We start from the raw sequence: 23178 nt of genomic DNA on the forward strand, positions 1-23178 counted from the left end.
TCAAGGTTTACGTACTGCAGACTTTTAATAAAACAGGAGTTACTCGTATGAAGAAGTTCGCTCTCGCTACTGCTACCGCTCTGACCCTGGCCATGGGTGCTAACGTAGCCTTTGCTCAGACTTCCCAAGCCCCTATGACGCTGGCGGCCGGTGAAGTCACCAAGGCTAAAGAGTCCACTTCGGATACCTGGATCACCACCAAAGTCAAAGCTGACCTGCTGACCGAGAAAGGTATTCCTGGTTCGGACATTAAGGTTGAGACCAACAAAGGTGTGGTTTCCCTGTCCTCGACAGTTGCTATCTCCGACGCTCAGAAAGCTACTGCTGTAGCGATCACCAAGAAAATCAAAGGCGTAACCGCAGTTTCGGCTGACGGCCTGATGGCTGGCGGCGCTACCAAGGCTGATAACGTCGACAAAACCAAAAGCGCAGCTGCTGGTGCCAAAGAGTCCACCTCGGACACTTGGATCACCACCAAAGTGAAAGCTGACCTGGTAACCGAGAAAGGTATTCCTGGCACCGACATCAAAGTCGAAACCAACAAAGGCGTAGTTTCCCTGTCGTCGACCGTCGCAGTGACTGAAGCGCAGAAAACTACCGCGGTGAACATCACCAAGAAAATCAAAGGCGTTAAAGCTGTATCGGCCGACGGCCTGAAAGCAGAGTAACGCTTAAAGAATCGCCTGAGCTAGGCGGAGGCGGCCACGAGCGAGTTAGATATCCGCTCAATGCACCTCACAGGTTCATGCGACCGACCACACGGATGTGGTCATTACAGGCCCCGGCACTTGTGTCGGGGCCTGTTCTATTGTGGGTAGAAAAGTGGGGAGGTCAGCGAGGCTCTTGTGGCGAGGGGGCTTGCCCCCGTTGGGCTGCGTAGCGGCCCCTTGGTATGACGACGGTGATCCGCCTGAATGACCGCGACGCCCTCATTGGGGCCGCTACGCAGCCCAACGGGGGACAAGCCCCCTCGCCACAGGTGCTCAGCGGGTGCCGGTTTATTCGGCATCCAGATGCATCGGTGTTACCACCCGACCATCTTTCTCCGCTTCCCCAAGGTTTGCATCGATAAAGTAAACCCGCTCATCTTCCAGCTGCGCCTTGTCTACCAGGTAGTCCTTGATCGCGCTGGCGCGGTCCTGGCCCAGTTGGCGCAGCAACACGTCACTGCCACTCCAGAACTTGATCACACCGTCCCGCAGCTTGGCGGTGCGCTCGTCATTGCTCAGGTCTTTCCATTCGGCCGGAGGCTGTTGTTTCAGGCGGGTGCGGTAGATGCCTTCCAGCAGCGGCGCCTTTTCCTTTTCCGGTACTTCAAGCAGCGACGCCTGGGCCGGCACCTTGTCGCCACGGCGCTGGAGGATCTTGTAGTAGTTGTACTGGTATTCGCGTTCCAGCCGTTGTGCGGCCAAAAGCGGGCCGTCACTGCTGGCAGCGGCGGTGCCTTCGATCTCCAGGCGCAGCGCAGGGCGCTCCTTGAGGGCTTTGGCCAGGCTGTCGAGGGCCGACTGGGAATCCTTGCTCAGCTCGCTGGAGCCTGCGGCAAACGACACGTTGCCAAGGTCTTGGGCACCACCACCGCTGATCAGGCCGCCAATGAACTTGAATGGCGCCGTGGCCGCACGCACTACCAGGTTGCGCAGGGTCTGCCAGACAATCGGCATGACGCTGAACTGCGGGTTGTTCAAGTCGCCGGTCACCGGCAGTTCGATCGAGATCTTGCCGTCGGAGTCCTTGAGCAGGGCTATCGCCAGGCGAATCGGGAGGTCCACGGCGTCGGCGCTGTCGACCTTCTCACCCAGTTGCAGTTGCTCGACCACCACCTTGTTTTCGGCCTTCAACTGGCCCTTGGTGATGACGTAATGCAGGTCAAGGTTGAGCCGACCCTTGCGGATGCGGAACCCGGCAAACTTGCCCGAGTATGGCGTCAGGGTGGTCAGTTCGACGCGTTTGAAGCTGGTGGCGATATCCAGTGCGGCCATCGGGTCAAACGGATTCACGCTGCCCTTGATGGTGACCGGTGCATAACGGTCAACCTTGCCCTTGACGTCGACGCTGGCCGGTTTGGCCTGGCGACTGTCAATGGTGCCGATCTGGCCGTTGAGCTGCTGGATGGCCGTGGCGAAGTTCGGGGTCAGGCTGAAGTCGGCGAAGTTGGCCGAGCCGTCGTTGATCGCAATTTGACCAATATGAATGCCCAGGGGCTTCTCTTTGCTGGCCGCAGGTTTCGCCGCGGACTTGCCGGGGCTGTTGGCCGGCTGCGGGATCAGCAGGTCATCGATGTTGGTGGTGCGGTCATCGTTGATCATGAAGCGCGCATAGGGCTGCAACAGGTTGACCTTGTCGATCGACAGGCTGTCGCCATGTTGATAATTCACGCCTTCCAGCACCAGGCGCTGCCACTTGAGGAAGTCGCGGGTCTTCATGGTGTCCAGGGTGTGCAACTGGTCGACCTGGGCCCGGCCGGTCACCTGGAATGCCAGGGGGGCGGTGCTTTTCAGGTTCACGTCGAGGTTGCTGCCGAGCATGCCGCTACGCAGTTCCAGGCGGATAAACGGGCTGATATAGGACTGGGCGACGCGCAGGTCGATGTCTTTGGTGTCCACTTTCAGCTTGGCGCTGACCGGGCTCAGGTTGACCTGGCCGGTCGCCTCGAGCTTGCCTTGTTTGCCTACGCCGGTATCGAGCTTGAGGGTAAAAGGGCTCTGGTTAAGGCTGTCGAAACCCTGCAGGTCAAGGTTCAGCGGCCCGACTTCCAGGGCGACTGCCGGTTTGGCCGAGCGGTCAGCCAGATGCACTTGATAGTCGCGCAGTTGCACGTCCTTGAGCAGCACTTGCCAAGGCTTGCTCGGCGCTGCCGGTGCAGGTTTTGGCGAGTCGGCGGTAGCGGGTGCGGTGGCTGGCTCGGCTGCGGGTGCAGTTGCAGGTTTGCTCGGTTGGCTGGCAAACAGCTTCTGCCAGTCCAGCTGGCCGTCGGCTTCAAGGGCGGCCCAGGTTTCGAGTTTATTACTGCGGATCTTGCCGACGATCACTTGCTGTTTGGCCAGGTCCACGGTGGTTTCGCTGACGTCCAGCTTCTGCAGGCGCGCGAGCGGCCGGCCATCCGGTGCCTTGATCGCAAACGGCGCGACACTCAGGGCGACGTTGGTCAGGTTCAGCTCGGTTTCCTTGGCCAGGCTCAGCTTGTAGTCGGTGCTGAAGTTGAGGATGCCGTCTTCCAGAACCAGCGGCACCGCGTCACGCACATACGGCCACCAGACTTTCATCTTGCCGTCGGTAACCTTGAGTTTGCCCTCGGAGGCGATCGGGATCAGGCTGAAGTTACCGGTCCAGTCGATCTGGCCGCCTTCAGGGCCGGCTGCTACCAGGGTCATGTCGGCGTTGTCATCGGGCAGCGTGCTGAGGTTTTTCAGCTCGAAATCGAGTTTGTCGTAGAGAAACTCGATCGGCTCGCTCGGGCGCAAATCCTGGAAGTGCACATAGCCGCCTGCCAGCTTGATGTTATCGATGCGCAGCGGGAATGGCTTGGCGTTCGGATCGGTTGGTGTCGGTTCGCTGGCCGGGAGTTTGAACAGCTGCGCCAGGTTGAGCTGGCCGGATTTGTCGAACAGCAGCTCGGTCTTGGGCTTGTCGAGTTGTACGTCGGCCAGGTGCAGGGCGCGGGTCCACAGGCTGTCGATCTGCAGGTTGGCATAGAGGCGTTCAAAGGCCACTTGCTCCTTGCCCGGCTCACCGATATTCAGGCCCCACACGGTCAGTTCGAGGCTGAACGGGTTGAGCTCGATACGCTCGACACGCGCCGGCACCGTGGCGTAGTTGGCCAACTGTTGGTTGGCCACGCGAAGGGCAATGCCGGGGAGAATCAGGAAGCCCAGCAAGCTGTACAGGGCAAGGGCGGTCAGCAAGGCGCCAGCGGCGCGAATCAATCCTTTGGGCATATGTGACGCCATCTATGTCAATCAAGAGTGCCTTGGAGTATGGCACGGGTTTACGGTTCCGAAGAGTCGGGCCTTTATTACTGCGCCCTGACCCTTTTGGGACAAGTCCTACAGTTGCAGGATCAGGGTCTTCAGCGGTGGTTGCTGGTCGTGGGACGGGAAGTCTGCGCCGGGTGTCATGACCTGCCAGTCGCGCACCGGGCGCCCGGCCTTTTCCGCGCAGCGCAGGACCTGGTCACGCCAGTCGTCCATGCCGACTTTCGCCAGGTTGTTGCAGCAGATCAGCACGCCGTTGTCGGCCGTGGCCAGCAGCGCCGGCTTGAGCAGGCTCTGGTAGTCGCGCAGCAGGTCGACGGTACCGAAGGCGCTCTTGGCCCAGGCGGGTGGGTCGAGCAGTACCAGATCGTATTGACGCTGCTCCAGGCGCGGGTAACTCGGCAGCTTCTGCCCCCGACGCTGGCTGATGGGCAGGCCGGCCAGCTGGCGGATTGCCGGGAAGTAGTCGGACTGGATGAATTCCATCGTCGGCAATTGCGGGTTGAGTTGACCGTTTTCGCGACCGACCGCCAGGTTGCCCTCGGCAAAGTCCAGGTTGCACACCTCACGAGCGCCACCGGCAGCAGCACTCAGGCCTACGCCGCAGGTGTAGGCAAACAGGTTCAGCACGCTTTTGCCGGCGCTGTGTGCCTTGACCCAGCCACGGGTGTTGCGCAGGTCCAGGAACAACAGCGGGTCTTGCCCGGCATGGCGGCCGCGCACGCGGTAATTGAGGCCCCATTCGTGGCCGACCAGGTCTTCCAGGGCTGCGGGCTCGGCGCGGTACACCGTGTCTTCACGGTCGATGCGCGAGTTGCCCCGGGAGCGGTCGTTGTAGACCGGCAGCAGTTCAAGCCCCAGGTGCTGGTTGATTGCTTGATGCAGGTGCAACAGGTCGTCGCTTTCCAGCGACTGGTGAAAACTCTGCACCAGCAGTTGCGGGCCGTAGCGGTCGATCGTCAGGCCGCCGGCGCCTTCCTGGCTGCCGTGGAACAGGCGATAGCAATCGGTACCTTGTGCATGCAACTCGGCGAGCAGGTCCTGGCGATGATCGAGGGCGGCGCGCAGCGCCTGATTCAAGGAAGACATAGTGCGCGCCTTGCAGAGTAATTGGGGCGCGGGAGTTTAACAGTTATGGCTCCAGCAGGCCCATTCGCCTGTGGGCCCGCTGCACCGAACCATTGCGCATGGCCCAGCGCAACAACGGCGCGCTGCGCCTGACCCCGGCACGAATCATCTGGCGCTGGATCGGGCTTTGCTTCTGCCCGAGCATGTCGCTGGCCCAGTCCGGCAGCAGGTCGATACCGGCCTGCATCATCAGCGAGCCAAACGGCTTGGCCAGGGTGCTCGGAGACGGCGCATTGAGCAGCAGGCGCAGGACTTCGTCGCTGCGCTGGTCACACAGCAGTTGCGGGCGGATACGCTCAAGGTAATCGGAAATTTCCTGGCGCGAACGCGGCACATGGCGCGCGCCCAATTGCTCGGCCACCAGGGCGATTTCGCTGTAGTACCGGTCTTGATCCCTCGGAGATAAATCCGGGTTGCGATAACGCAGGTGGGCCGCGAGAAAGTTGCTGACCTCCGCCACATGCACCCAGGTCAGCAACTCGGGATCACTGGCGGCATACGGTCGGCCGTCCGGTGCATGGCCGACCACTTGCAGGTGAATGGTGCGCACTTTCTCGATCAGCCATTCGGCGTCACGCCGCGAACCAAACGTGGTGCCGGAAATGAACTGCGAGGTGCGTCGTAACCGCCCCAGCATGTCCTGCCGAAAGTTCGAGTGGTCCCACACGCCGGCCAACGCCAGCGGGTGCAATGCCTGCAACATCAACGCGCTGATGCCGCCGATCAACATGCTGCTGAAGTCGCCATGGACCTTCCAGCTCACCGAGTTCGGCCCAAAGAGACCCGGATCGCCCTTGGGGTTCTCCAGGTCGAGTTGGCCCAGCGACAAGCCGGTCAGGCTCATCAGCTGGTTTTCGATGCGGCTGCGAATGAATTCCATGGGTTCCTAGCGGTTGAGGCGCTTGTCGATCAGGCCATCCACCACGCTCGGGTCGGCGAGGGTGGACGTATCCCCCAGGCTGTCCAGCTCGTTGCAGGCAATCTTGCGCAGGATCCGCCGCATGATCTTGCCTGAGCGGGTTTTCGGCAAGGCCGGCGCCCATTGAATCAGCTCGGGCTTGGCGAAGCTGCCGATTTCCTTGCTGACCAGGTCCAACAGGTGCTTTTTCAGCGCGTCGTCGGGCTCGACGCCATTCATGGGCGTGACGAAGGCATAGATGCCCTGGCCTTTTACGTCGTGTGGATAACCGACCACCGCGGCTTCTGCGACCTGATCATGCAGCACCAGGGCGCTTTCGACTTCGGCGGTGCCGATGCGGTGCCCGGAAACGTTGATCACGTCGTCGATGCGGCCGGTGATCCAGTAGTCACCGTCCTCGTCGCGCCGCGCGCCGTCGCCGGTAAAGTAGTAGCCGGGGTAGGGTTTGAAATAGGTGTCGATCATCCGCTGCGGGTCGCCGTACACGCTGCGGATCTGCCCTGGCCAGCTGGATTTGATCGCCAGCACGCCGCTGCCGGCGCCACTGATTTCCTTGCCTTGCTCATCAAGCAGCACCGGCACTACGCCAAACATCGGCTGGGTAGCGCAGCCGGGCTTGATGCGCTGGGCGCTGACCAGCGGGCTGAGCATGATGCCGCCGGTTTCGGTCTGCCACCAGGTGTCGACAATCGGGCAGCGTTGTTCGCCGACCGCGTTGAAGTACCAGTCCCAGGCCTCCGGGTTGATTGGCTCGCCGACACTGCCCAGCAGGCGCAGGCTGGCGCGGGAAGTGTTTTCCAGTGGCCCGTGGCCTTCCCGCATCAGCGCGCGTAACGCGGTCGGCGCGGTGTAGAAGATGTTGACCTTGTGTTTGTCGATCACCTGCCAGAACCGCGAGCTGTCGGGGTAGCTCGGCACGCCTTCGAACATCAGCGAGGTCGCACCATTGGCCAGTGGCCCGTACACGATATAGCTGTGGCCGGTGACCCAGCCGACATCGGCGGTGCACCAGAACACTTCGCCGTCACGGTAATCGAGCACGTACTTGAAGGTCATCGCAGCCTGCAGCAGGTAACCGCCGGTGGTGTGCAACACACCTTTGGGTTTGCCGGTGCTGCCGGAGGTGTAGAGGATAAACAGCGGGTCTTCCGCATCCATCGGCTCGGGCGGGCAGTCGTCGCTGGCTGCATCCAGGGCCTGTTGATACTTGAGGTCGCGCCCTTCAGTCCAATTGACTGCCGCGCCAGTGCGCTGCACCACCAGTACCGTGCTGACACCCGGGCAACTGGCCAGGGCCTTGTCGACATTCTGTTTCAGCGCCACCGGCTTGCCGCCGCGCACGCCTTCATCGGCGGTGATCACCGTGTGGCAATCGGCGTCGAGAATGCGGTCGCGCAGGGCGTCCGGCGAGAATCCGCCAAACACCACCGAATGCACCGCACCGATCCGCGTACAGGCCAGCATCGCGTAGGCCGCCTCGGGAATCATCGGCATGTAGATGCACACCCGGTCGCCTTTCTTCACGCCACGGCTTTTCAGCACGTTGGCCAGGCGGCTGACGTTTTGGTGGAGCTGGCGGTAGGTAATTTTGGAAGACGTCGCAGGATCATCGCCCTCCCAGATGAAGGCCGGCTGATCAGCGCGTTGCGCGAGGTGACGGTCGATGCAGTTGTAACTGACGTTCAGTTGGCCTCCGGCAAACCATTGCGCGGCGCCGGTCTTGATGTCGGATTTCTGGACGGTCTGCCAAGGCGTGCTCCAGTCGAGAAAACGCTTGGCCTGTTCGGCCCAGAACGTATCGGGTTGCTCGACGGATTGGCGGTAGAGGCGCTGGTATTCCTCTTGACTGAGTTGCGCAGCCCGGCGGACGGCATCGGCGGTGGGGAACGTGCTGATATCGAACATGAGGGATCCTTATTCTTGTTTTTTGCGACAAGAGGGGAGCTTTGCGACCCTCGTAGGAGCTGGCTTGCCAGCGATTGCATCACCTCGGTAGTGAGTTTCACCGAGGTGTTGCAATCGCTGGCAAGCCAGCTCCTACAAGGGTCCGCTCCCGCAGGTTCAGACCCTCATTGTAGTGCTGATACCATCAACCGCGGTGACGGCCGCGGAAGTAGTTGATCAACCCTTGGGTGGACGCGTCGTCCGCAGGCTGTTCTTCGGTGCCGGTCAGGCGGTTGTAGACGCCTTTGCCCAGCTCCTTGCCCAACTCCACGCCCCACTGGTCGAACGCGTTGATGCCCCAGATGACGCTTTGCACGAACACTTTGTGTTCATACATCGCCACCAGTGCGCCAAGACGGCGAGGGCTGATGCGTTCAACCACAATGGTGTTGCTCGGACGGTTGCCCGGGATCACCTTGTGCGGTGCCAGCTTCTGCACTTCGGCCTCGTCCATGCCTTTGTCGCGCAGCTCGGCTTCAGCTTCGCTGCGGGTCTTGCCGAGCATCAGGGCCTGGCTCTGGGACAGGCAGTTGGCGTACAGCCACTGATGGTGGTCGGAGACCGGGTTGAAGCTGACGATCGGCACGATGAAGTCGGCCGGGATCAGTTGGGTGCCCTGGTGCAGCAGCTGGTGGTAAGCATGCTGGCCGTTGCAGCCTACGCCGCCCCAGATAACCGGGCCGGTGTCGGTGGAAACCGGCGTACCGTCCTGGCGCACGCTCTTGCCGTTGGATTCCATGTCCAGCTGTTGCAGGTGCTTGGTGATGTTACGCAGGTAGTGATCGTACGGCAGGATTGCGTGGCTCTGCGCGCCCCAGAAGTTGCCGTACCACACGCCCAGCAGGCCGAGCAGCACCGGCATGTTCGCCTCGAATGGAGCGGTCTGGAAATGCTGGTCCATGGTGTAGGCGCCGGACAGCAGTTCCTTGAAGTTGGACATGCCGATGGCCAGCGCGATGGGCAGGCCGATGGCCGACCACAGCGAGTAACGACCGCCCACCCAGTCCCACATCGGGAAAATGTTCTCTTCGCGGATACCGAAGGCCACGGCCGCCGCGTTGTTGCTCGATACGGCGATGAAGTGGCGATACAGCTCGGCTTCCGAGCCACCCTGGGCCAGGTACCAGGCGCGGGCGGCCTGGGCGTTTTTCAGGGTTTCGAGGGTGTTGAAGGATTTTGACGAGACGATGAACAGCGTGGTCTCGGCGCGCAGCTTCATGGTCAGCTCGTGGAACTCGCTGCCGTCGATGTTCGCCAGGTAATGGCAGCGCACGCCTTTGTGGGCGTAGGACAACAGCGCTTCAGACACCAGCTCCGGGCCGAGGAACGAGCCACCGATACCGATGTTCACCACGTCGGTGATCGGCTTCTCGGTGTAGCCACGCCACAGGCCGTCGTGGATGCGGCCGACCAGGTCAGTGATCTGGTTCAGCACCTTGTGCACGTCCGGCATGATGTTCACGCCGTTGACCGACAGCTTGTCACCCACCGGGCGACGCAGTGCGGTGTGCAGCGCCGGGCGGCCTTCGGAAGAGTTGACCGGCTCGCCGTTGAACAGCGACTTGATCGCGCCCTGAAGGTCGACTTCCTTGGCCAGGCCTACCAGCAGGTCGCGGGTTTCGCTGGTGATCAGGTTTTTCGAGTAATCGAGGAAAAGTCCGCAGCTGCTCAAGGTGAACTGGGTAAAGCGCTGGGGATCGGCATTAAAGGCTTCGCGCATGCTGAAATCCTGCATGGCTTGGCGATGTTGATTGAGCGCTTGCCAGGCGGGCAGAGCGGTAACGTCATGAGGAGTGCGGTAGTACGCCATCGCTGCGGGTTTCCTTTTTATTGCTGGGACTGCTTTTAGGACACTTGAAAGCCGGGAATGTCCTGTCTTTGTGAAGATGACAGGCTCCGGTCAACGCCAACGAAGAGCGTAGGGCGAATACATTAAACCTAGCGTGTCGATCTGTCTTGGCTTTGTCTGCGCTGTGGCCGGTACTTTTTTATACCGGCCGATCAGGCAGTGCAACAGGCGGGGTGTGCGGCGGGGTCAGTTCAGGTGCAGATGCAGGTTGTCGATCAGCCGGGTGGCGCCCAGGTAGGCGGCGACCAGGATCACCAGGTCCTTGTCTTCGGCGGTGGCCGGACGCAGGTGCAGGCCCTGGCGAACCTCCAGGTAGTCCATGCGAAAACCTGCCGCTTCGATCTGCTGGGCCTGTGCGGCGCGCAGTTTGGCGAAGTCGCGGTCGCCCGCTTCAATGGCGGCGGCGATCTGGCTGAGGCTGCGGTACAGCACCGGTGCGATCGCGCGCTGCTCGTCGGTGAGGTAACCATTGCGCGACGACAGCGCGAGGCCGTCGTCGGCGCGCACGGTCGGCTCGCCGATAATCTGGATCGGCATGTTCAGGTCATGGACCATGGCGCGAATCACCGCCAGTTGCTGGTAGTCCTTCTGGCCAAAGATCGCCAGGTCCGGCTGGACCATGTTGAACAGCTTGCTGACCACCGTGGCCACGCCTTCAAAATGCCCGGGCCGGCTGGCGCCGCACAGGCCTTCGGACAGTTGCGGCACGCTGACGCGTGTCTGGCCGGCCATGCCGTCGGGGTACATCTCCTCGACGGTCGGGGCGAACAGCAGGTTGCAACCGGCTTGCAAGAGCTTCTCCTGGTCGGCCGCCAGGGTGCGCGGGTATTTGTCCAGGTCTTCGCCGGCGCCAAATTGCAGCGGGTTGACGAAAATGCTCGCCACCACGAAATCGGCTTGTTGCGCAGCCTTGGTGACCAGCGTGGCATGGCCGCTGTGCAGGTTGCCCATGGTGGGCACGAAGCCGATGCGTTTGCCCGCGCTGCGGGCATGGGTGACGGCGGCGCGCAGTTCGCGCACGGTCTTGACGGTGTTCATGCGGAGAATCCGTGTTCGGCGCCCGGGAAGGTGACGGCTTTGACTTCGCTGACGTAGGCGGCGAGGGCTGATTGGATACTGTCCTGGCCCGCCATGAAGTTCTTCACGAACTTGGGTACGCGGCCGGTAAGGGACAGGCCCAGCATGTCATGCAGTACCAATACCTGGCCGTCTGTGGCAGAACCGGCGCCGATACCGATCACCGGTACTTTAACGGCCTGGGTGATTTCCGCTGCCAGCTCGCTTGGCACGCATTCGAGCAGAATCATGCACGCACCGGCCTGTTCAAGGGCGATGGCATCGGCCCGCATCTGGCGCGCCTGGGCTTCGCCGCGGCCTTGTACCTTGTAGCCGCCGAGGATATTCACCGACTGTGGCGTCAGGCCCATGTGCGCGCAAACCGGCACGCCGCGTTCAGCCAGCAAACGAATCGACTCGGCGAGCCAGGCGGCACCTTCAACCTTGATCATGTGTGCACCGGCACGCATCAGTTGAGCACTGTTGGTCAGGGTCTGTTCGATGGTGGCATCGGCCATGAAGGGCAGGTCGGCAATGATGAAGGCGCCTTCGTTGCCGCGCTTGACGCAGGCCGTGTGGTAAGCGATTTCATCATTGGTGACGGGCAGGGTGCTGTCATTCCCTTGTAGAACCATGCCCAGGGAGTCCCCCACCAGCAACACTTCAACTCCTGCCTGGCTGCTGGCCTGGGCAAAAGTGGCGTCGTAGCAGGTCAGCATGGTGATCTTTTCACCTTTGAGCTTGAGGCTCTGCAAGGTGCTCAGGGTAACGTTTGGCATGAAAAGGGTCCTCATTCAGGCGCTTGGAAACAGCGAGTAACGCGCGTGAGTCTTCGTTTATACAGGCGCACTTTCTTAAGGATCAGTGCTTATAAGGCCTGGATTGCGCCCTTTAGCGCCGGGTAGGCGGCAGCGGGACGCCTATAGTCGTGAGGAGGACTCTGGAAGTCAATTGGATGTGTTACCGCATTGTTACGGCGGTGGTGTTACCGCTGTTACTGATGCGATTCAGCAGTAAATGATGCGTAGTAAATGCAGGAGCGAGCTTGCTCGCGAAGGTCGTCAATGATGACGCGGGAAGCCTGGCGCCCAGCGGTGCTCTCAGGTTTTTCGCGAGCAAGCTCGCTCCTACAGGTTTGAAGGCAGGCGTTCCAGGCCGACAAACGGGCAGGCATCCAGCAGGTCGCCGAGCAGGCGGCCATCGGCCAGTTGCAGGCTGGCCGGGGCCAGTTCTGCCAGCGGGTAAAGCACGAACGCCCGCAGGTGCATTTGATAGTGCGGCACCTTCAAGCGCGGCTCATCGATCAGCCGGTCGCCAAACACCAGGATATCCAGGTCCAGGGTGCGCGGGCCCCAACGCTCAAGACGCTCGCGGCCCTGGTCATTCTCGATGGCTTGCAGCGCATCGAGCAGTTCCAGTGGTGCAAGCGCGCTGTCCAGGGCCGCGACCGCATTGGTATAGCGCGGCTGGCCCGGGAGCAGGGAATCACTTTGATAGAAGGCGGAGACGCCCGCCAGCGTGGTGTCCGGCAATTGCGCGAGGGCCTCGATGGCGTCGCGCAATTGTTGTTCAGGGGCAGCCAGGTTGCTGCCCATGCCGACGTAGATACGTTCCACGTGCTTACTCGCCCGACGCGCTCGATGAATCGCCAGCGCTGCGTTTGCGCTTGCTGCCACTGCTGCGGCGACGTTTTTTCGGGCCATCGCCGGTGGCTTCGCCTTTGCTGCTGAGCTCTTTGATCATCTCGCGGCGCTGGCTGTCGTTGGCGTCCTGGTAGTCGGTCCACCATTCGCCCAGGCCGTCGGTCTGTTCGCCGGCGCTTTCGCGCAGCAGCAGGAAGTCATAGCCGGCACGGAAGCGCGGGTTGTCCAGCAGCAGATCGGCGCGTTTGCCGCTGCGGCGTGGCAGGCGCTCCTGCATGTCCCAGATCTCGCGGATCGGCATGGTGAAGCGTTTCGGGATGGCGATGCGCTGGCATTGCTCGGCGATCAGCTCGTGAGCGGCTTCCTGCATGGCCGGAATTGCCGGCATGCCACGGTCTTGCAAGCGCATGACGCGTTTTGGAAGCGCTGGCCACAACAGGGCGGCAAACAGGAACGCCGGGGTTACCGGTTTGTTCTGCTTGATGCGCAGGTCGGTGTTGATCAAGGCTTCGCTGATCAGCGTGTGGGTGTAGGTCGGGTTGTACTCCAGTGCTTCGGCGCTGGCCGGGAACAGTGGGTCGAACAACTGCAGGTCAACCAGCATTTCGAAGGTGTCGGCAGCATAGCCGGAGAGGAACAGCTTGAGCACCTCTTCGAACAGGCGTGCCGACGGGATTTCCCGCAGCATCGGCGCCAGGTCGCGAATCGGCGCGGCCGTGTGCTTCTCGATGCCGAAGTTCAGCTTGGCGGCAAAACGCACGGCCCGCAGCATGCGCACCGGGTCTTCCTGGTAGCGTTGCGTCGGGTCGCCGATCAGGCGCAGCAAGTTGTTGCGGATGTCGTGTACGCCATTGGCGTAATCGAGGATGCGCTCGCTGACCGGGTCGTAATACAAGGCGTTGATGGTGAAGTCGCGGCGTTGCGCGTCTTCTTCCAGGGTGCCATAGACGTTGTCCCGCAGGATGCGCCCGCTTTCATTGCGGGAAGACTGGTTAGTGTCTTCTTCTTCATCGTTTTGCGGATGGTTGGCGCGGAAGGTCGCGACCTCGATGATCTCGCGACCAAAGTGGATGTGCACCAACTTGAAGCGCCGGCCGATGATCCGCGCATTGCGGAATTCGGCACGCACTTGTTCCGGCGTGGCGCTGGTGGCGACGTCGAAATCCTTGGGAGTGATATTGAGCAACATGTCGCGCACGCAACCGCCAACCAGGTAGGCCTGGTAGCCGGCGTTCTGCAAACGTTCGACGATGTTCACCGCATAACGGCTGAACTGGGCGCGTTGCAGCGAATGCTGGCTGCTATTGAGCACTTCAGGCGTGCTGCGTTTGTGTTGCGTACGACGCAAGGGAGAACGGAATGACTGGAACAACTTCTTCAGCATGGGATGCACTGTTTGAAGGAATGTTCGGCCATAACGAAGAATGACCGCATGATGGGCCGGGATTCTAGCATTTAGTCAGGGGATGGTGTAGGAACTAGCTGCAAGGCTTGAGCCAGAAGCTTAAAAGAAGGGTGGCAAGTGCCAAATCGCAGAAACTACAAGGGGAGCCGAAGCTCCCCCAGAAGTAGTTGCGTGCTCTATTTTTATTATTGGTTTCGGGCTTCTTGTTTTTGTTGATCGCCCTCGCCATGAAGCTTCACCTTCATGACACTCCCAATCGGGAGCCAAGAGCAAACGGATTGCTTTGGTCGCTGTGTTGCTGATCTACGATCCAACCAGTTCAGGCTCTGCCTTAGGGCAGTTTTTGTTGTTCTCGGCCTGGTTGCGGGGCAAGCCCCAAATGCAACGCCTCTCCAAAAGAATCAGTTAGCTGCGCCTCCGCCGTGTTGTTTTTGTTATGCGTGAGTCGATTCGTCTTATTTTTATTGTCTTGTACATTTGCTTGTTATTGTTTTTGTACTAAGCATATAGCAGGGTGCGTGCCAACTTTTGCGAGGCCCAGCAAAATAAGGGGTTCGGGGCGTTTTCAGGTTTTTTGAAGGCGAAAAAAAGCCGGGGCTTCGTTACCGTAAGCCCCGGCTTTTGTTACGTGAAAAATCAGCGGTAACAGTTTTTTCACATCTGCGGGTGTTACCTGTGGGGGCAGCCCACTCAGCTTTCGCTGGCAACCCCGGTCTTGCGCCGCGGGATACCCAGGCGCTGGCGCCGTTCCCACAGGCATTTACGGCTGACGCCCAGTTTGCGCGCCAGTTCGGTCTCGGTCATGTGGTCCTGGTGCTCCAGCACGAAATGCTGGAAGTAATCTTCCAGTGACAAATCTTCTGTCGGCTCGTGGCTGTTGTTACTGCCGCCACCTTGCTGCGGTGGCAAACCGATGAAGTCATCATCATCCAGGTCGCTGAGCTCGATATCGATCCCCAGCAGCTCGGCGGAAATTTCCGGGCTCTCCGACAGAATCACCGCACGCTCTACCGCGTTTTCCAGCTCCCGCACGTTACCCGGCCAGGAGTAGTGACGAATCGCCTGCTCGGCATCGGCAGCAAACTTCAGGTCGGTACGGTTGATGCGCGCACTCTGGCGCGCCAGGAAGGCCGTGGCGATTTCGTTGACGTCGGCGCCGCGCTCACGCAGGGCCGGCAGTTTGAGAGCTATCACGTGCAGGCGGTAATAAAGGTCTTCACGGAACTGGCCAATCTTGGCCAGGCTCTTCAGGTCACGGTGAGTGGCCGCAATCAGTCGTACGTCGACCTTTTGCGACTGTACCGAACCGACGCGACGTATTTCGCCTTCCTGGAGTACCCGCAGCAAGCGTGCCTGGGCTTCCAGCGGCAGTTCGCCAATCTCGTCGAGGAACAGCGTGCCGCCGTCGGCGGCTTCAACCAAACCCGCACGGCCAGCACTGGCGCCGGTAAAGGCGCCTTTTTCATGGCCGAACAATTCGGATTCGATCAGGGATTCGGGGATCGCCGCGCAGTTCACCGAGATCATCGGTGCCTTGGCGCGTTTGGACAGGTTGTGCAGGGCGCGGGCCACCAGCTCTTTACCGGTGCCGGACTCGCCCTGGATCAGTACATTGGAGTCGGTTGGCGCCACTTTGCGGATCTTGCTGTAAAGGTCCTGCATGGGTGGGCAGGAGCCGATGATGCCGATTTCGCCGTTACTGTTATCAATACCGGGTTTTTCAGAACCATTGGCGGCCTTGCCCGCTGCCGGGCGTTCAGCCGGTGCGCTGCTGGCCGATTGACGGTCACGCAGGATGCGCGCTACGGCCTGGAGCATTTCGTCGTGGTCGAAGGGCTTGGCAATGTAGTCCACCGCGCCCATCTTCATGGAGTCCACGGCCGAGCGCAGGCTGGCGTAGCTGGTCATGATCAGCACCGGAGTGCCTTGGCCGAGCTTGATCAGCTCGGTGCCGGGGGCGCCTGGCAAACGCAGGTCACTGACGATCAGGTCGAACGTGGGAATGCTGAAACGCTCTTGGGCTTCCTGCACCGAGCCGGCTTCGCTGACCTGGTACTGATTACGTTCAAGCAGGCGACGCAAGGCAGAGCGGATAATGGTTTCGTCTTCGACGATCAAAATGTGCGGCATTGATTCAACTCTCTCGACGGTCTCAGTTCACAGCGGACGTCGCTTCGACATGACGCGGCAAGGTCACCCGAATACGGGTGCCGCGTTGGCTTTCGGTGTCAGCCGGGCTGTCGATGGTGATTTGTCCATAATGCTCTTCAACGATGGAATAGACCAGTGCAAGGCCCAGACCGGTACCTTCACCCGGATCCTTGGTGGTGAAGAAGGGTTCGAACAATCGATCCATGATGTTCTGTGGAATGCCGCTGCCTTCGTCCTCGACGATCAGATCGACCGTGTGCTCGAAAGCCTCGCTCTTGACCCGTACTGCGCTGCCGGCCGGCGATGCGTCGCGGGCGTTGGACAGCAGGTTGATCAGCACTTGGGCCAGGCGTTGTGAATCACCGTCGACCCAGTGTTCCGGGTCGCACAGGTTGAAGAACTGTACTTCGAAATTGCGCCGGTTCAAGGCCAGCAGCCCAATGGCATCCTGGGCCACTTCGGCCAGGCACACCGCTTCGTCGTGATTCTGATGGGCGCCCGCGTGGGCAAAGCTCATCAGCGACTGCACGATGCGCGAAACACGCTTGGTCTGCTCGAGAATCTGCCCGCTGATTTCGATGATTTCGCCGTCTTCTTCGCGCTCTTCCCGCAGGTTTTGCGCGAGGCAGGCGATACCGGTGATCGGATTGCCGATTTCATGGGCCACACCCGCGGCCAGGCGCCCGATGCTGGCCAGGCGCTCGGAGTGCACCAGCTTGTCTTCGAGCATCTGGGTTTCGGTCAGGTCTTCCACCAGCAGCACCAGGCCGCTGTTGCCGGGCGCCAGTGGCTCGTCGATGGCGGCCTTGTGCAGGTTGAGCCAGCGGGTCTGGCCATCCAGCGCCAGGTGCTGTTTGTGCAAGTGTTCGTCGGGCAGGTTGATGAAGCCCTGGAGCAATTCTTTCCACGGGTCGCCAATGGTGTTCAGGCGCGAGCCCACCACACGTTGGGCGGCGATGCCGGTAAGCTCTTCCATGGCCTTGTTCCACATCAGGATCTCTTGATCCTTGGCCAGGGAGCAGACGCCCATCGGCAGTTCCTGCAACGTCTGGCGGTGATAGCGGCGCAGGGCGTCGAGTTCGGCGGCAAGGCCGGTGAGGCGGGAGTGGTAATCCTCCAGCCGGCTCTCGATGAAGTGGATGTCTTCGGTCACGTAGTTTTCGCCGCCGGCCTTGTAGGGCAGGAAGGTCTCGACCATGTCCTGGGACACGCTCGGGCCCATCAGGCCGGAGAGGTTGGCTTCGATACGGTCCCGCAGGCGGCGCAGGGCATAAGGCCGGCGCTCGTCGAACGGCAAGTAGAGATCGCGCAGGGCCTGCTCGACCTCCTTTTGTGCGGCCTTGGCGCCCAGCGGCTTGGCCAATTGCGTCGCGAATTCCTGGGGTGAGGCGGCGTGCAGTTCGCGGCGTTGCGGGCGACGGACGTTGTCCACTGCGCAGGCTTCGGCGGCGCTGGTTTCTTCGGGGCTGGCGTTGGTGAACAGCGAGATCAGGGTGAACATCAGCACGTTGGCCGCCAGCGAGGCAATTGCCGCCATGTGCCAACTGGTGTCATCCAGCACGTAGATCATGTTCAGCAGCGGGATGTAGAAGCCCTGCAGGTTGCCCACCAGCGGCAGCAGCATGGTCACGGTCCATACCAGGATCCCGGCGAGCAAACCGGCGATAAAGCCTCGGCGGTTGGCGGTCGGCCAGTACAGCACCGACAGCACGCCCGGCAGGAACTGCAAGGTGGCGACGAAGGCGACAATCCCCAGGTTGGCCAGGTCCTGTTCTGCACCCAGCAACAGGTAGAAGCCATAGCCGGCCATGATGATCGCGACGATCAGGGCCCGGCGGGTCCATTTCAGCCAGCGGTAGATATTGCCTTCGGCCGGCGGCTGGTAGAGCGGCAGCACCAGGTGATTCAGCGCCATCCCCGACAGCGCCAGGGTACTGACGATGATCAGCCCGCTGGAGGCCGATAATCCGCCGACATAGGCCAGCAATGCGAGGGATTTGCTGTTGGCGGCAATACCCACGCCCAGCGTGAAGTATTCGGGATTGGTGGTGGCGCCAAGTTTCAGGCCGGCCCACAGGATCAGCGGCACCGCCAGGCTCATCAACAGCAGGAACAGCGGCAAGCCCCAGCTGGCGCTGACCAGCGAGCGCGGGTTGAGGTTTTCGGTGAAGGTCATGTGGTACATGTGCGGCATCACGATGGCCGAGGCGAAGAACACCAAAAGCAGCGTGCGCCATGGGCCTTCCTGCAACGGCGTGTGCAGTGCGGCCAGGGCGGTCTGGTTTTGCAGCAGCCACAGTTCCAGCTGTTGCGGGCCGTCGAATACGCCATACAACGCATACAGACCGACACCGCCGATGGCGATCAGCTTGATCACCGATTCAAACGCGATCGCAAACACCAGTCCTTCATGTTTCTCACGGGTGGCGATATGCCGTGAGCCGAAGAAAATCGTGAACAGAGTGATCAGTGCGCAGAAGCTCAATGCCACGCGGTGTTGCACCGGTTCGCGGGTGAGGATGCTGATGGAGTCGGCCACGGCCTGGATCTGCAATGCCAGCAACGGCAGCACGCCGATCAGCATGAAAATCGTGGTCAGTGCACCGGCCCAGGTACTGCGAAAACGGAACGCAAACAGGTCGGCCAGGGACGACAACTGATAGGTGCGGGTGATTTTCAGGATCGGATACAACAGCACTGGCGCCAGCAAAAACGCGCCGGACACCCCGAGATAACTGGACAGAAAGCCGTAACCGTACTGATAGGCCAGGCCCACGGTGCCATAAAACGCCCAGGCACTCGCGTACACGCCCAAGGACAAGGTGTAGGTCAATGGATGGCGAATGATCGCCCGCGGAATCATCCCGCGTTCACTGATCCAGGCTACCCCGAACAACGCGGCCAGGTAGGCGGCGCTGATCAGCAGCATCTCGGTCAGGCTAAAGCTCATCGGCATCTTTTTGGCTCTGCAGGATGAAAGTCACGACGATCAGAATCAGCCAAAGCAGATAGGGCCGGTACCAGGCGCCTGTGGCGTCGATCCACCAATCCATGATGGCGGGAGAAAACAGGTAGATCCCGACGACCAGCAGCAGGACCAATCGATAGATGTACATGTTGGCCTCTGATTGAAAAACTGCGGCGATGGTAACGGATGGCTCGCAAGCTGCAAGCGCCTTCAGCGCAATTGCGCTTCGGCCAGCGTGAGTGTGCGCGGGATCTGTGCGGCATCCCAGTGTTCAATGCCCCAATCCAGCAGTTCCCGTGGGCTGGCGTGGTGCAGTTCGTCGCCCGCCGGCTGGCCCAGGGCGCGCAGTGCTCTTAACAGCAAAGGCGTGGCCTGGTCAGTGGTCAAGGGCGGTGAGCGGTAGGATTTGCCCAGCTTGTTACCGTCCGGCTGGATGATCAACGGCACATGCAGGTAACGCGGTTGGCGTAGGCCCAGCAGTTCTTGCAGATACAGTTGGCGCGGCGTGGAGTCGAGCAGGTCGGCGCCACGCACGATGTCGGTCACACCTTGCCAGGCATCATCGAGGACTACCGCCAGTTGGTAGGCATACAGGCCGTCGCGACGGCGGATGATGAAGTCGCCTACGTCGCGACCCAGATGCTGTCGGAATTCGCCTTGTACGCGGTCGGTAAAGTGGTACTCCAGCTCCGGTACTCGCAGGCGGATGGCGGCATCTTGCTGGTCATGCCCGGCATTGCGGCACAGTCCCGGATAAATCCCGTTATAGGGCTCCAGTTGCTTGCGCGAGCAGGTGCAGGCGTAGGCCAGGCCATGATTGAACAGGCGGTTGAGCACTTCAGCGTAGGCATCGTGCCGCTCGCTTTGTCGGACCAACTCCCCGTCCCATTCAAAACCATAGCGTTCCAGGGCATTCAGGATGGCGGCCTGGGCGCCGGGTTCTTCCCGTGGCGGGTCGAGGTCTTCCATGCGCATCAGCCAGCGGCCTTGATTGGCACGGGCGTCGAGGTAGGAGGCGAGGGCGGCGACCAGGGAACCGAAGTGCAGGTGTCCGCTGGGCGTGGGGGCGAAACGCCCGATATAGGAGGAGGCTGTCATGGGCCGGATATTACTGGAAAACCAGCAAACGCCAGAAACAAAAATGGGGCGTTCGCACGCCCCATTTGTCCAGCCCGGCAGTGATTACTTGCCGACCTGTTTTTCCTTGATTTCAGCCAAGGTCTTGCAGTCCACGCACAGGTCGGCGGTAGGACGCGCTTCCAGGCGGCGAATACCGATCTCGACGCCGCAGGACTCGCACCAGCCGTACTCTTCGTCTTCGATGAGTTGCAGGGTCTTGTCGATCTTCTTGATCAGCTTGCGCTCGCGATCACGGGCGCGCAGTTCAAGGGCGAACTCTTCTTCCTGGCTGGCACGGTCTGCCGGGTCCGGGAAGTTGGCCGCTTCGTCCTTCATATGGTCAACGGTACGGTCAACCTCTTGCATCAAGTCCTGTTTCCACTGCTTCAGGATCTTGGAGAAGTGTTCGCGCATGGGCTTGCCCATGTATTCCTCACCCTTCGCCTCGACGTAGGGTTGGAAGCCGCTGATGCTCTGTTGCTTTGCTTGGGTGGGCATGAATGGACCGCCTCTCACTCTTCTAATCCATTGCGCAGGATTGCAACATCACCGACACCTGCCGGCCCTGCGGCTGCAAGCGGGCGAACTTACCAGATAGATTCGGGGTGCGCCACTCCCGGTTGTCGAGGCACCGTCTCCTGAGGCTTGCAAACCGCCGCAGGCCCCAGCAGGGCGGGCTTGTACGGTCTCGAATGTTGATTTTAGCTGTTTTGCAGGTAGTTGCTTGCCGTGCTTGCTACATGTCTTGGGGCAATAGAGCAGGTTTTGCGCGGCGGGTTGGGTAGAATCGGGGTTTGTCCTCAGAGTTAAGGAAGGCTAATGGCTCAGCCCTACAGTGCGCGCAGCCGCGCTATCGAACCTTTCCATGTCATGGCGTTGCTGGCGCGGGCCAATGAATTGCAGGCCGCCGGTCACGACGTGATTCACCTGGAAATCGGCGAGCCGGACTTCACCACCGCCGAACCCATCATCAAGGCCGGGCAGGCGGCGCTGGCCAATGGCAAGACCCGCTATACCGCGGCCCGCGGGCTACCGGAGTTGCGGCAAGCCATCAGCGGTTTCTACCAGCAGCGCTACGGGTTGAGCATCGATCCCGAGCGAATTCTGATTACACCCGGCGGCTCGGGAGCCTTGTTGCTGGCGAGCAGCCTGCTGGTGGATCCCGGCAAGCACTGGCTGCTGGCAGACCCAGGCTACCCCTGCAACCGCCACTTCCTGCGGCTGGTGGAGGGCGCGGCCCAACTGGTCCCGGTGGGCCCCGAGGTGCGTTATCAACTGACCGCCGACCTGGTGGCGCGCCATTGGAATCAGGACAGCGTGGGCGCGTTGGTCGCTTCGCCTGCCAACCCTACCGGCACCATCCTGACGCGGGACGAGTTGGCGGGGTTGTCGAGCGCCATCAAGGCGCGCAATGGGCATTTGGTGGTGGATGAGATCTACCACGGCCTGACCTACGGCACCGATGCCGCCAGCGTGCTGGAAGTTGACGATGAAGCCTTCGTTCTAAATAGTTTTTCGAAGTATTTCGGAATGACCGGCTGGCGCCTGGGCTGGCTGGTGGCGCCGCCTGCTGCGGTGGGTGAGCTGGAGAAGCTGGCGCAGAATCTCTACATCAGCGCGCCGAGCATGGCCCAGCATGCGGCCCTGGCCTGCTTCACCCCGCAAACATTGAACATTCTTGAAGACCGCCGGGCCGAGTTTGGCCGGCGTCGCGATTTCCTGCTGCCAGCGCTGCGCGAGTTGGGTTTCGGTATTGCCGTGGAGCCGGAAGGCGCGTTCTACCTGTATGCCGATATCAGCGCATTCGGCGGCGATGCCTTCGCGTTTTGCCGGCACTTCCTCGAAACCGAGCACGTTGCGTTCACGCCGGGCCTGGATTTCGGCCGTTATCAAGCCGGTCACCATGTGCGTTTTGCCTACACGCAAAACCTTGATCGCCTACAGCAAGCCGTTGAACGGATTGCCCGCGGCCTGCGGAGTTGGCAAGGCTGATGCGCTTTAATCCTCCCCTTGAAGAAGGCCGGCTGATCCGCCGCTACAAGCGATTTCTCGCCGATATCGAAACCGTTACCGGCGAGTTGTTGACCATTCACTGCCCGAACACCGGCTCGATGTTCAACTGCATGGTGGAAGGTGGCCAGGTCTGGTTCAGCCGCTCCAATGACCCCAAGCGCAAGCTGCCGGGCACCTGGGAAATCAGCGAAACCCCACAAGGGCGCCTGGCGTGTGTGAACACGGCGCGGGCCAATCAGTTGGTTGAAGAAGCGCTGCGCGCGGGGGTTATCACCGAGCTCAATGGCTTTACTGCCTTGAAACGCGAAGTCGCCTACGGCCAGGAAAACAGCCGGATCGATTTCCGCCTGGACTACCCGGCGGGCGCGGCATATGTCGAAGTCAAAAGCGTCACCCTCGGGTTTGACGGGACCTCGACGGCGGCGTTTCCCGATGCCGTGACCCAGCGCGGTGCCAAGCATCTGCGTGAGCTGGCGCATCTGGCGCGTGAGGGTGTACGGGCAGTGCAGTTGTACTGCGTCAACCTCTCGGGGATCGATGCGGTGCGTCCTGCCGAAGAAATTGATGCAGGTTATGCGGCAGCGTTGCGTGAGGCCAAGGCGGCGGGCGTCGAGGTGCTGGCCTATGGCGTGCGAGTGACGTCAGAGGAAATCTGCGTCGATCGCCGGCTGGAAGTATTGCTCGGCGACTAGAGTTGTACCCACAGGCCTTGTTCGTCCTCGCGGCCGGGCAGGGCTGTCAGGCTCTGGCCGGCGCAAGGGCCGGCGACGCACTCACCGCTTTCGATCAGGAACAGCGCGCCATGGGTGGCGCACTGGATCAGGCTGGCGCTGGGGTCGAGAAACTGGTGCGGCTGCCATTCCAGCGGCACCCCGCGATGTGGGCAGCGGTTGATATAGAAGTAGGCAATGCCTTCGCGGCGCACGGCAAACAGCTTGCGGCCGTCGATATCGAAACCGAGGCTGGCGTTGGGTGCGAGTTCGCTGGAGGCGCAGAGAAACTTCATATC

General features: G+C 61.0%; 18 protein-coding genes. 3 read left to right on the forward strand and 15 right to left on the reverse strand.

The features are described from left to right. Positions 1 to 47: 47 nt before the first annotated feature. Complete coding sequence (locus V6607_RS04225; protein WP_003212178.1) at positions 48 to 668, forward strand: BON domain-containing protein; 621 nt, start codon at positions 48 to 50, stop codon at positions 666 to 668. 330 nt (positions 669 to 998) lie between these two features. Here the strand turns inward: V6607_RS04225 and V6607_RS04230 are convergent, their stop codons facing one another. The 14 genes from V6607_RS04230 to dksA all read right to left on the reverse strand — a co-directional run bounded on the left by V6607_RS04230 (position 999) and on the right by dksA (position 20654). Next, positions 999 to 3938 (reverse strand): DUF748 domain-containing protein, encoded by a 2940-nt coding sequence (locus tag V6607_RS04230; RefSeq protein WP_003212176.1) that lies wholly within the window; start codon positions 3936 to 3938, stop codon positions 999 to 1001. Between the two features lie 108 nt (positions 3939 to 4046). Then, positions 4047 to 5063: a class I SAM-dependent methyltransferase gene (locus tag V6607_RS04235; RefSeq protein WP_134325717.1), complete on the reverse strand. Its 1017-nt coding sequence runs from the start codon at positions 5061 to 5063 to the stop codon at positions 4047 to 4049. A gap of 43 nt (positions 5064 to 5106) precedes the next feature. Next, a complete protein-coding gene (locus tag V6607_RS04240; RefSeq protein ID WP_134325718.1) occupies positions 5107 to 5982 on the reverse strand; it encodes an oxygenase MpaB family protein in 876 nt (291 codons plus the stop codon). A 6-nt stretch (positions 5983 to 5988) separates the two neighbouring features. Beyond that, complete coding sequence (acs, locus tag V6607_RS04245; protein ID WP_134325719.1) at positions 5989 to 7926, reverse strand: acetate--CoA ligase; 1938 nt, start codon at positions 7924 to 7926, stop codon at positions 5989 to 5991. Positions 7927 to 8110: 184 nt separating this feature from the next. Further along, positions 8111 to 9775: a glucose-6-phosphate isomerase gene (pgi, locus tag V6607_RS04250; RefSeq protein WP_076013744.1), complete on the reverse strand. Its 1665-nt coding sequence runs from the start codon at positions 9773 to 9775 to the stop codon at positions 8111 to 8113. Between the two features lie 225 nt (positions 9776 to 10000). Next, positions 10001 to 10852 carry a pantoate--beta-alanine ligase gene (gene panC, locus V6607_RS04255; protein WP_134325720.1) on the reverse strand — a complete coding sequence of 284 codons (852 nt, stop codon included), beginning with the start codon at positions 10850 to 10852 and terminating at the stop codon, positions 10001 to 10003. After that, positions 10849 to 11649, reverse strand: a complete 801-nt coding sequence (gene panB / locus V6607_RS04260) for a 3-methyl-2-oxobutanoate hydroxymethyltransferase (RefSeq protein ID WP_008436874.1) — start codon at positions 11647 to 11649, stop codon at positions 10849 to 10851. The genes panC and panB overlap by 4 nt, the downstream gene beginning before the upstream one ends. 348 nt (positions 11650 to 11997) lie before the next feature. Next, the gene (gene folK / locus V6607_RS04265) at positions 11998 to 12486 is read right to left on the reverse strand and encodes a 2-amino-4-hydroxy-6-hydroxymethyldihydropteridine diphosphokinase (protein WP_003212163.1); all 489 of its coding nucleotides are present in this window, start codon (positions 12484 to 12486) and stop codon (positions 11998 to 12000) included. A 4-nt stretch (positions 12487 to 12490) separates the two neighbouring features. Beyond that, positions 12491 to 13897: a polynucleotide adenylyltransferase PcnB gene (locus tag V6607_RS04270; RefSeq protein ID WP_003212161.1), complete on the reverse strand. Its 1407-nt coding sequence runs from the start codon at positions 13895 to 13897 to the stop codon at positions 12491 to 12493. A gap of 711 nt (positions 13898 to 14608) precedes the next feature. Further along, complete coding sequence (locus V6607_RS04275; RefSeq protein WP_003212159.1) at positions 14609 to 16048, reverse strand: sigma-54 dependent transcriptional regulator; 1440 nt, start codon at positions 16046 to 16048, stop codon at positions 14609 to 14611. Positions 16049 to 16070: 22 nt separating this feature from the next. Next, on the reverse strand, positions 16071 to 19025 hold the full coding sequence (locus V6607_RS04280) for a sensor histidine kinase (RefSeq protein ID WP_023659379.1): 2955 nt from the start codon (positions 19023 to 19025) through the stop codon (positions 16071 to 16073). Next, complete coding sequence (locus tag V6607_RS04285) at positions 19009 to 19185, reverse strand: hypothetical protein (protein ID WP_003176118.1); 177 nt, start codon at positions 19183 to 19185, stop codon at positions 19009 to 19011. Before V6607_RS04285 ends, V6607_RS04280 begins: the two co-directional genes overlap by 17 nt. 62 nt (positions 19186 to 19247) lie before the next feature. Then, positions 19248 to 20135 (reverse strand): tRNA glutamyl-Q(34) synthetase GluQRS, encoded by an 888-nt coding sequence (gene gluQRS / locus V6607_RS04290; RefSeq protein ID WP_134325721.1) that lies wholly within the window; start codon positions 20133 to 20135, stop codon positions 19248 to 19250. Between the two features lie 84 nt (positions 20136 to 20219). Next, positions 20220 to 20654: an RNA polymerase-binding protein DksA gene (gene dksA / locus V6607_RS04295; RefSeq protein ID WP_003212154.1), complete on the reverse strand. Its 435-nt coding sequence runs from the start codon at positions 20652 to 20654 to the stop codon at positions 20220 to 20222. A 321-nt stretch (positions 20655 to 20975) separates the two neighbouring features. Here dksA and V6607_RS04300 point away from each other — a divergent pair, with 321 nt between their 5' ends. Further along, positions 20976 to 22148: a pyridoxal phosphate-dependent aminotransferase gene (locus V6607_RS04300; RefSeq protein WP_102604513.1), complete on the forward strand. Its 1173-nt coding sequence runs from the start codon at positions 20976 to 20978 to the stop codon at positions 22146 to 22148. Further along, positions 22148 to 22861, forward strand: coding sequence for a DNA/RNA nuclease SfsA (gene sfsA, locus V6607_RS04305; RefSeq protein ID WP_003212151.1), 714 nt, complete (start codon positions 22148 to 22150; stop codon positions 22859 to 22861). Before V6607_RS04300 ends, sfsA begins: the two co-directional genes overlap by 1 nt. Here sfsA and V6607_RS04310 read toward each other — a convergent pair. After that, a complete protein-coding gene (locus V6607_RS04310) occupies positions 22858 to 23175 on the reverse strand; it encodes a Rieske (2Fe-2S) protein (protein ID WP_003212149.1) in 318 nt (105 codons plus the stop codon). The two genes, sfsA and V6607_RS04310, sit on opposite strands and share 4 nt — an antisense overlap. Positions 23176 to 23178: the final 3 nt, after the last annotated feature.

The sequence above is a fragment of the Pseudomonas sp. KK18 genome (assembly GCF_037094675.1).
Classification (GTDB): domain Bacteria; phylum Pseudomonadota; class Gammaproteobacteria; order Pseudomonadales; family Pseudomonadaceae; genus Aquipseudomonas.

What these genes read in the sequence shown, in the direction of transcription:
- V6607_RS04225 (WP_003212178.1), top strand. Translation starts at nt 48, where the DNA reads ATGAAGAAGTTCGCTCTCGCTACTGCTACCGCTCTGACCCTGGCCATG.
- V6607_RS04230 (WP_003212176.1), bottom strand. Translation starts at nt 3,938, where the DNA reads ATGCCCAAAGGATTGATTCGCGCCGCTGGCGCCTTGCTGACCGCCCTT.
- V6607_RS04235 (WP_134325717.1), bottom strand. Translation starts at nt 5,063, where the DNA reads ATGTCTTCCTTGAATCAGGCGCTGCGCGCCGCCCTCGATCATCGCCAG.
- V6607_RS04240 (WP_134325718.1), bottom strand. Translation starts at nt 5,982, where the DNA reads ATGGAATTCATTCGCAGCCGCATCGAAAACCAGCTGATGAGCCTGACC.
- acs (WP_134325719.1), bottom strand. Translation starts at nt 7,926, where the DNA reads ATGTTCGATATCAGCACGTTCCCCACCGCCGATGCCGTCCGCCGGGCT.
- pgi (WP_076013744.1), bottom strand. Translation starts at nt 9,775, where the DNA reads ATGGCGTACTACCGCACTCCTCATGACGTTACCGCTCTGCCCGCCTGG.
- panC (WP_134325720.1), bottom strand. Translation starts at nt 10,852, where the DNA reads ATGAACACCGTCAAGACCGTGCGCGAACTGCGCGCCGCCGTCACCCAT.
- panB (WP_008436874.1), bottom strand. Translation starts at nt 11,649, where the DNA reads ATGCCAAACGTTACCCTGAGCACCTTGCAGAGCCTCAAGCTCAAAGGT.
- V6607_RS04270 (WP_003212161.1), bottom strand. Translation starts at nt 13,897, where the DNA reads ATGCTGAAGAAGTTGTTCCAGTCATTCCGTTCTCCCTTGCGTCGTACG.
- V6607_RS04275 (WP_003212159.1), bottom strand. Translation starts at nt 16,048, where the DNA reads ATGCCGCACATTTTGATCGTCGAAGACGAAACCATTATCCGCTCTGCC.
- V6607_RS04280 (WP_023659379.1), bottom strand. Translation starts at nt 19,025, where the DNA reads ATGCCGATGAGCTTTAGCCTGACCGAGATGCTGCTGATCAGCGCCGCC.
- V6607_RS04285 (WP_003176118.1), bottom strand. Translation starts at nt 19,185, where the DNA reads ATGTACATCTATCGATTGGTCCTGCTGCTGGTCGTCGGGATCTACCTG.
- gluQRS (WP_134325721.1), bottom strand. Translation starts at nt 20,135, where the DNA reads ATGACAGCCTCCTCCTATATCGGGCGTTTCGCCCCCACGCCCAGCGGA.
- dksA (WP_003212154.1), bottom strand. Translation starts at nt 20,654, where the DNA reads ATGCCCACCCAAGCAAAGCAACAGAGCATCAGCGGCTTCCAACCCTAC.
- V6607_RS04300 (WP_102604513.1), top strand. Translation starts at nt 20,976, where the DNA reads ATGGCTCAGCCCTACAGTGCGCGCAGCCGCGCTATCGAACCTTTCCAT.
- sfsA (WP_003212151.1), top strand. Translation starts at nt 22,148, where the DNA reads ATGCGCTTTAATCCTCCCCTTGAAGAAGGCCGGCTGATCCGCCGCTAC.
- V6607_RS04310 (WP_003212149.1), bottom strand. Translation starts at nt 23,175, where the DNA reads ATGAAGTTTCTCTGCGCCTCCAGCGAACTCGCACCCAACGCCAGCCTC.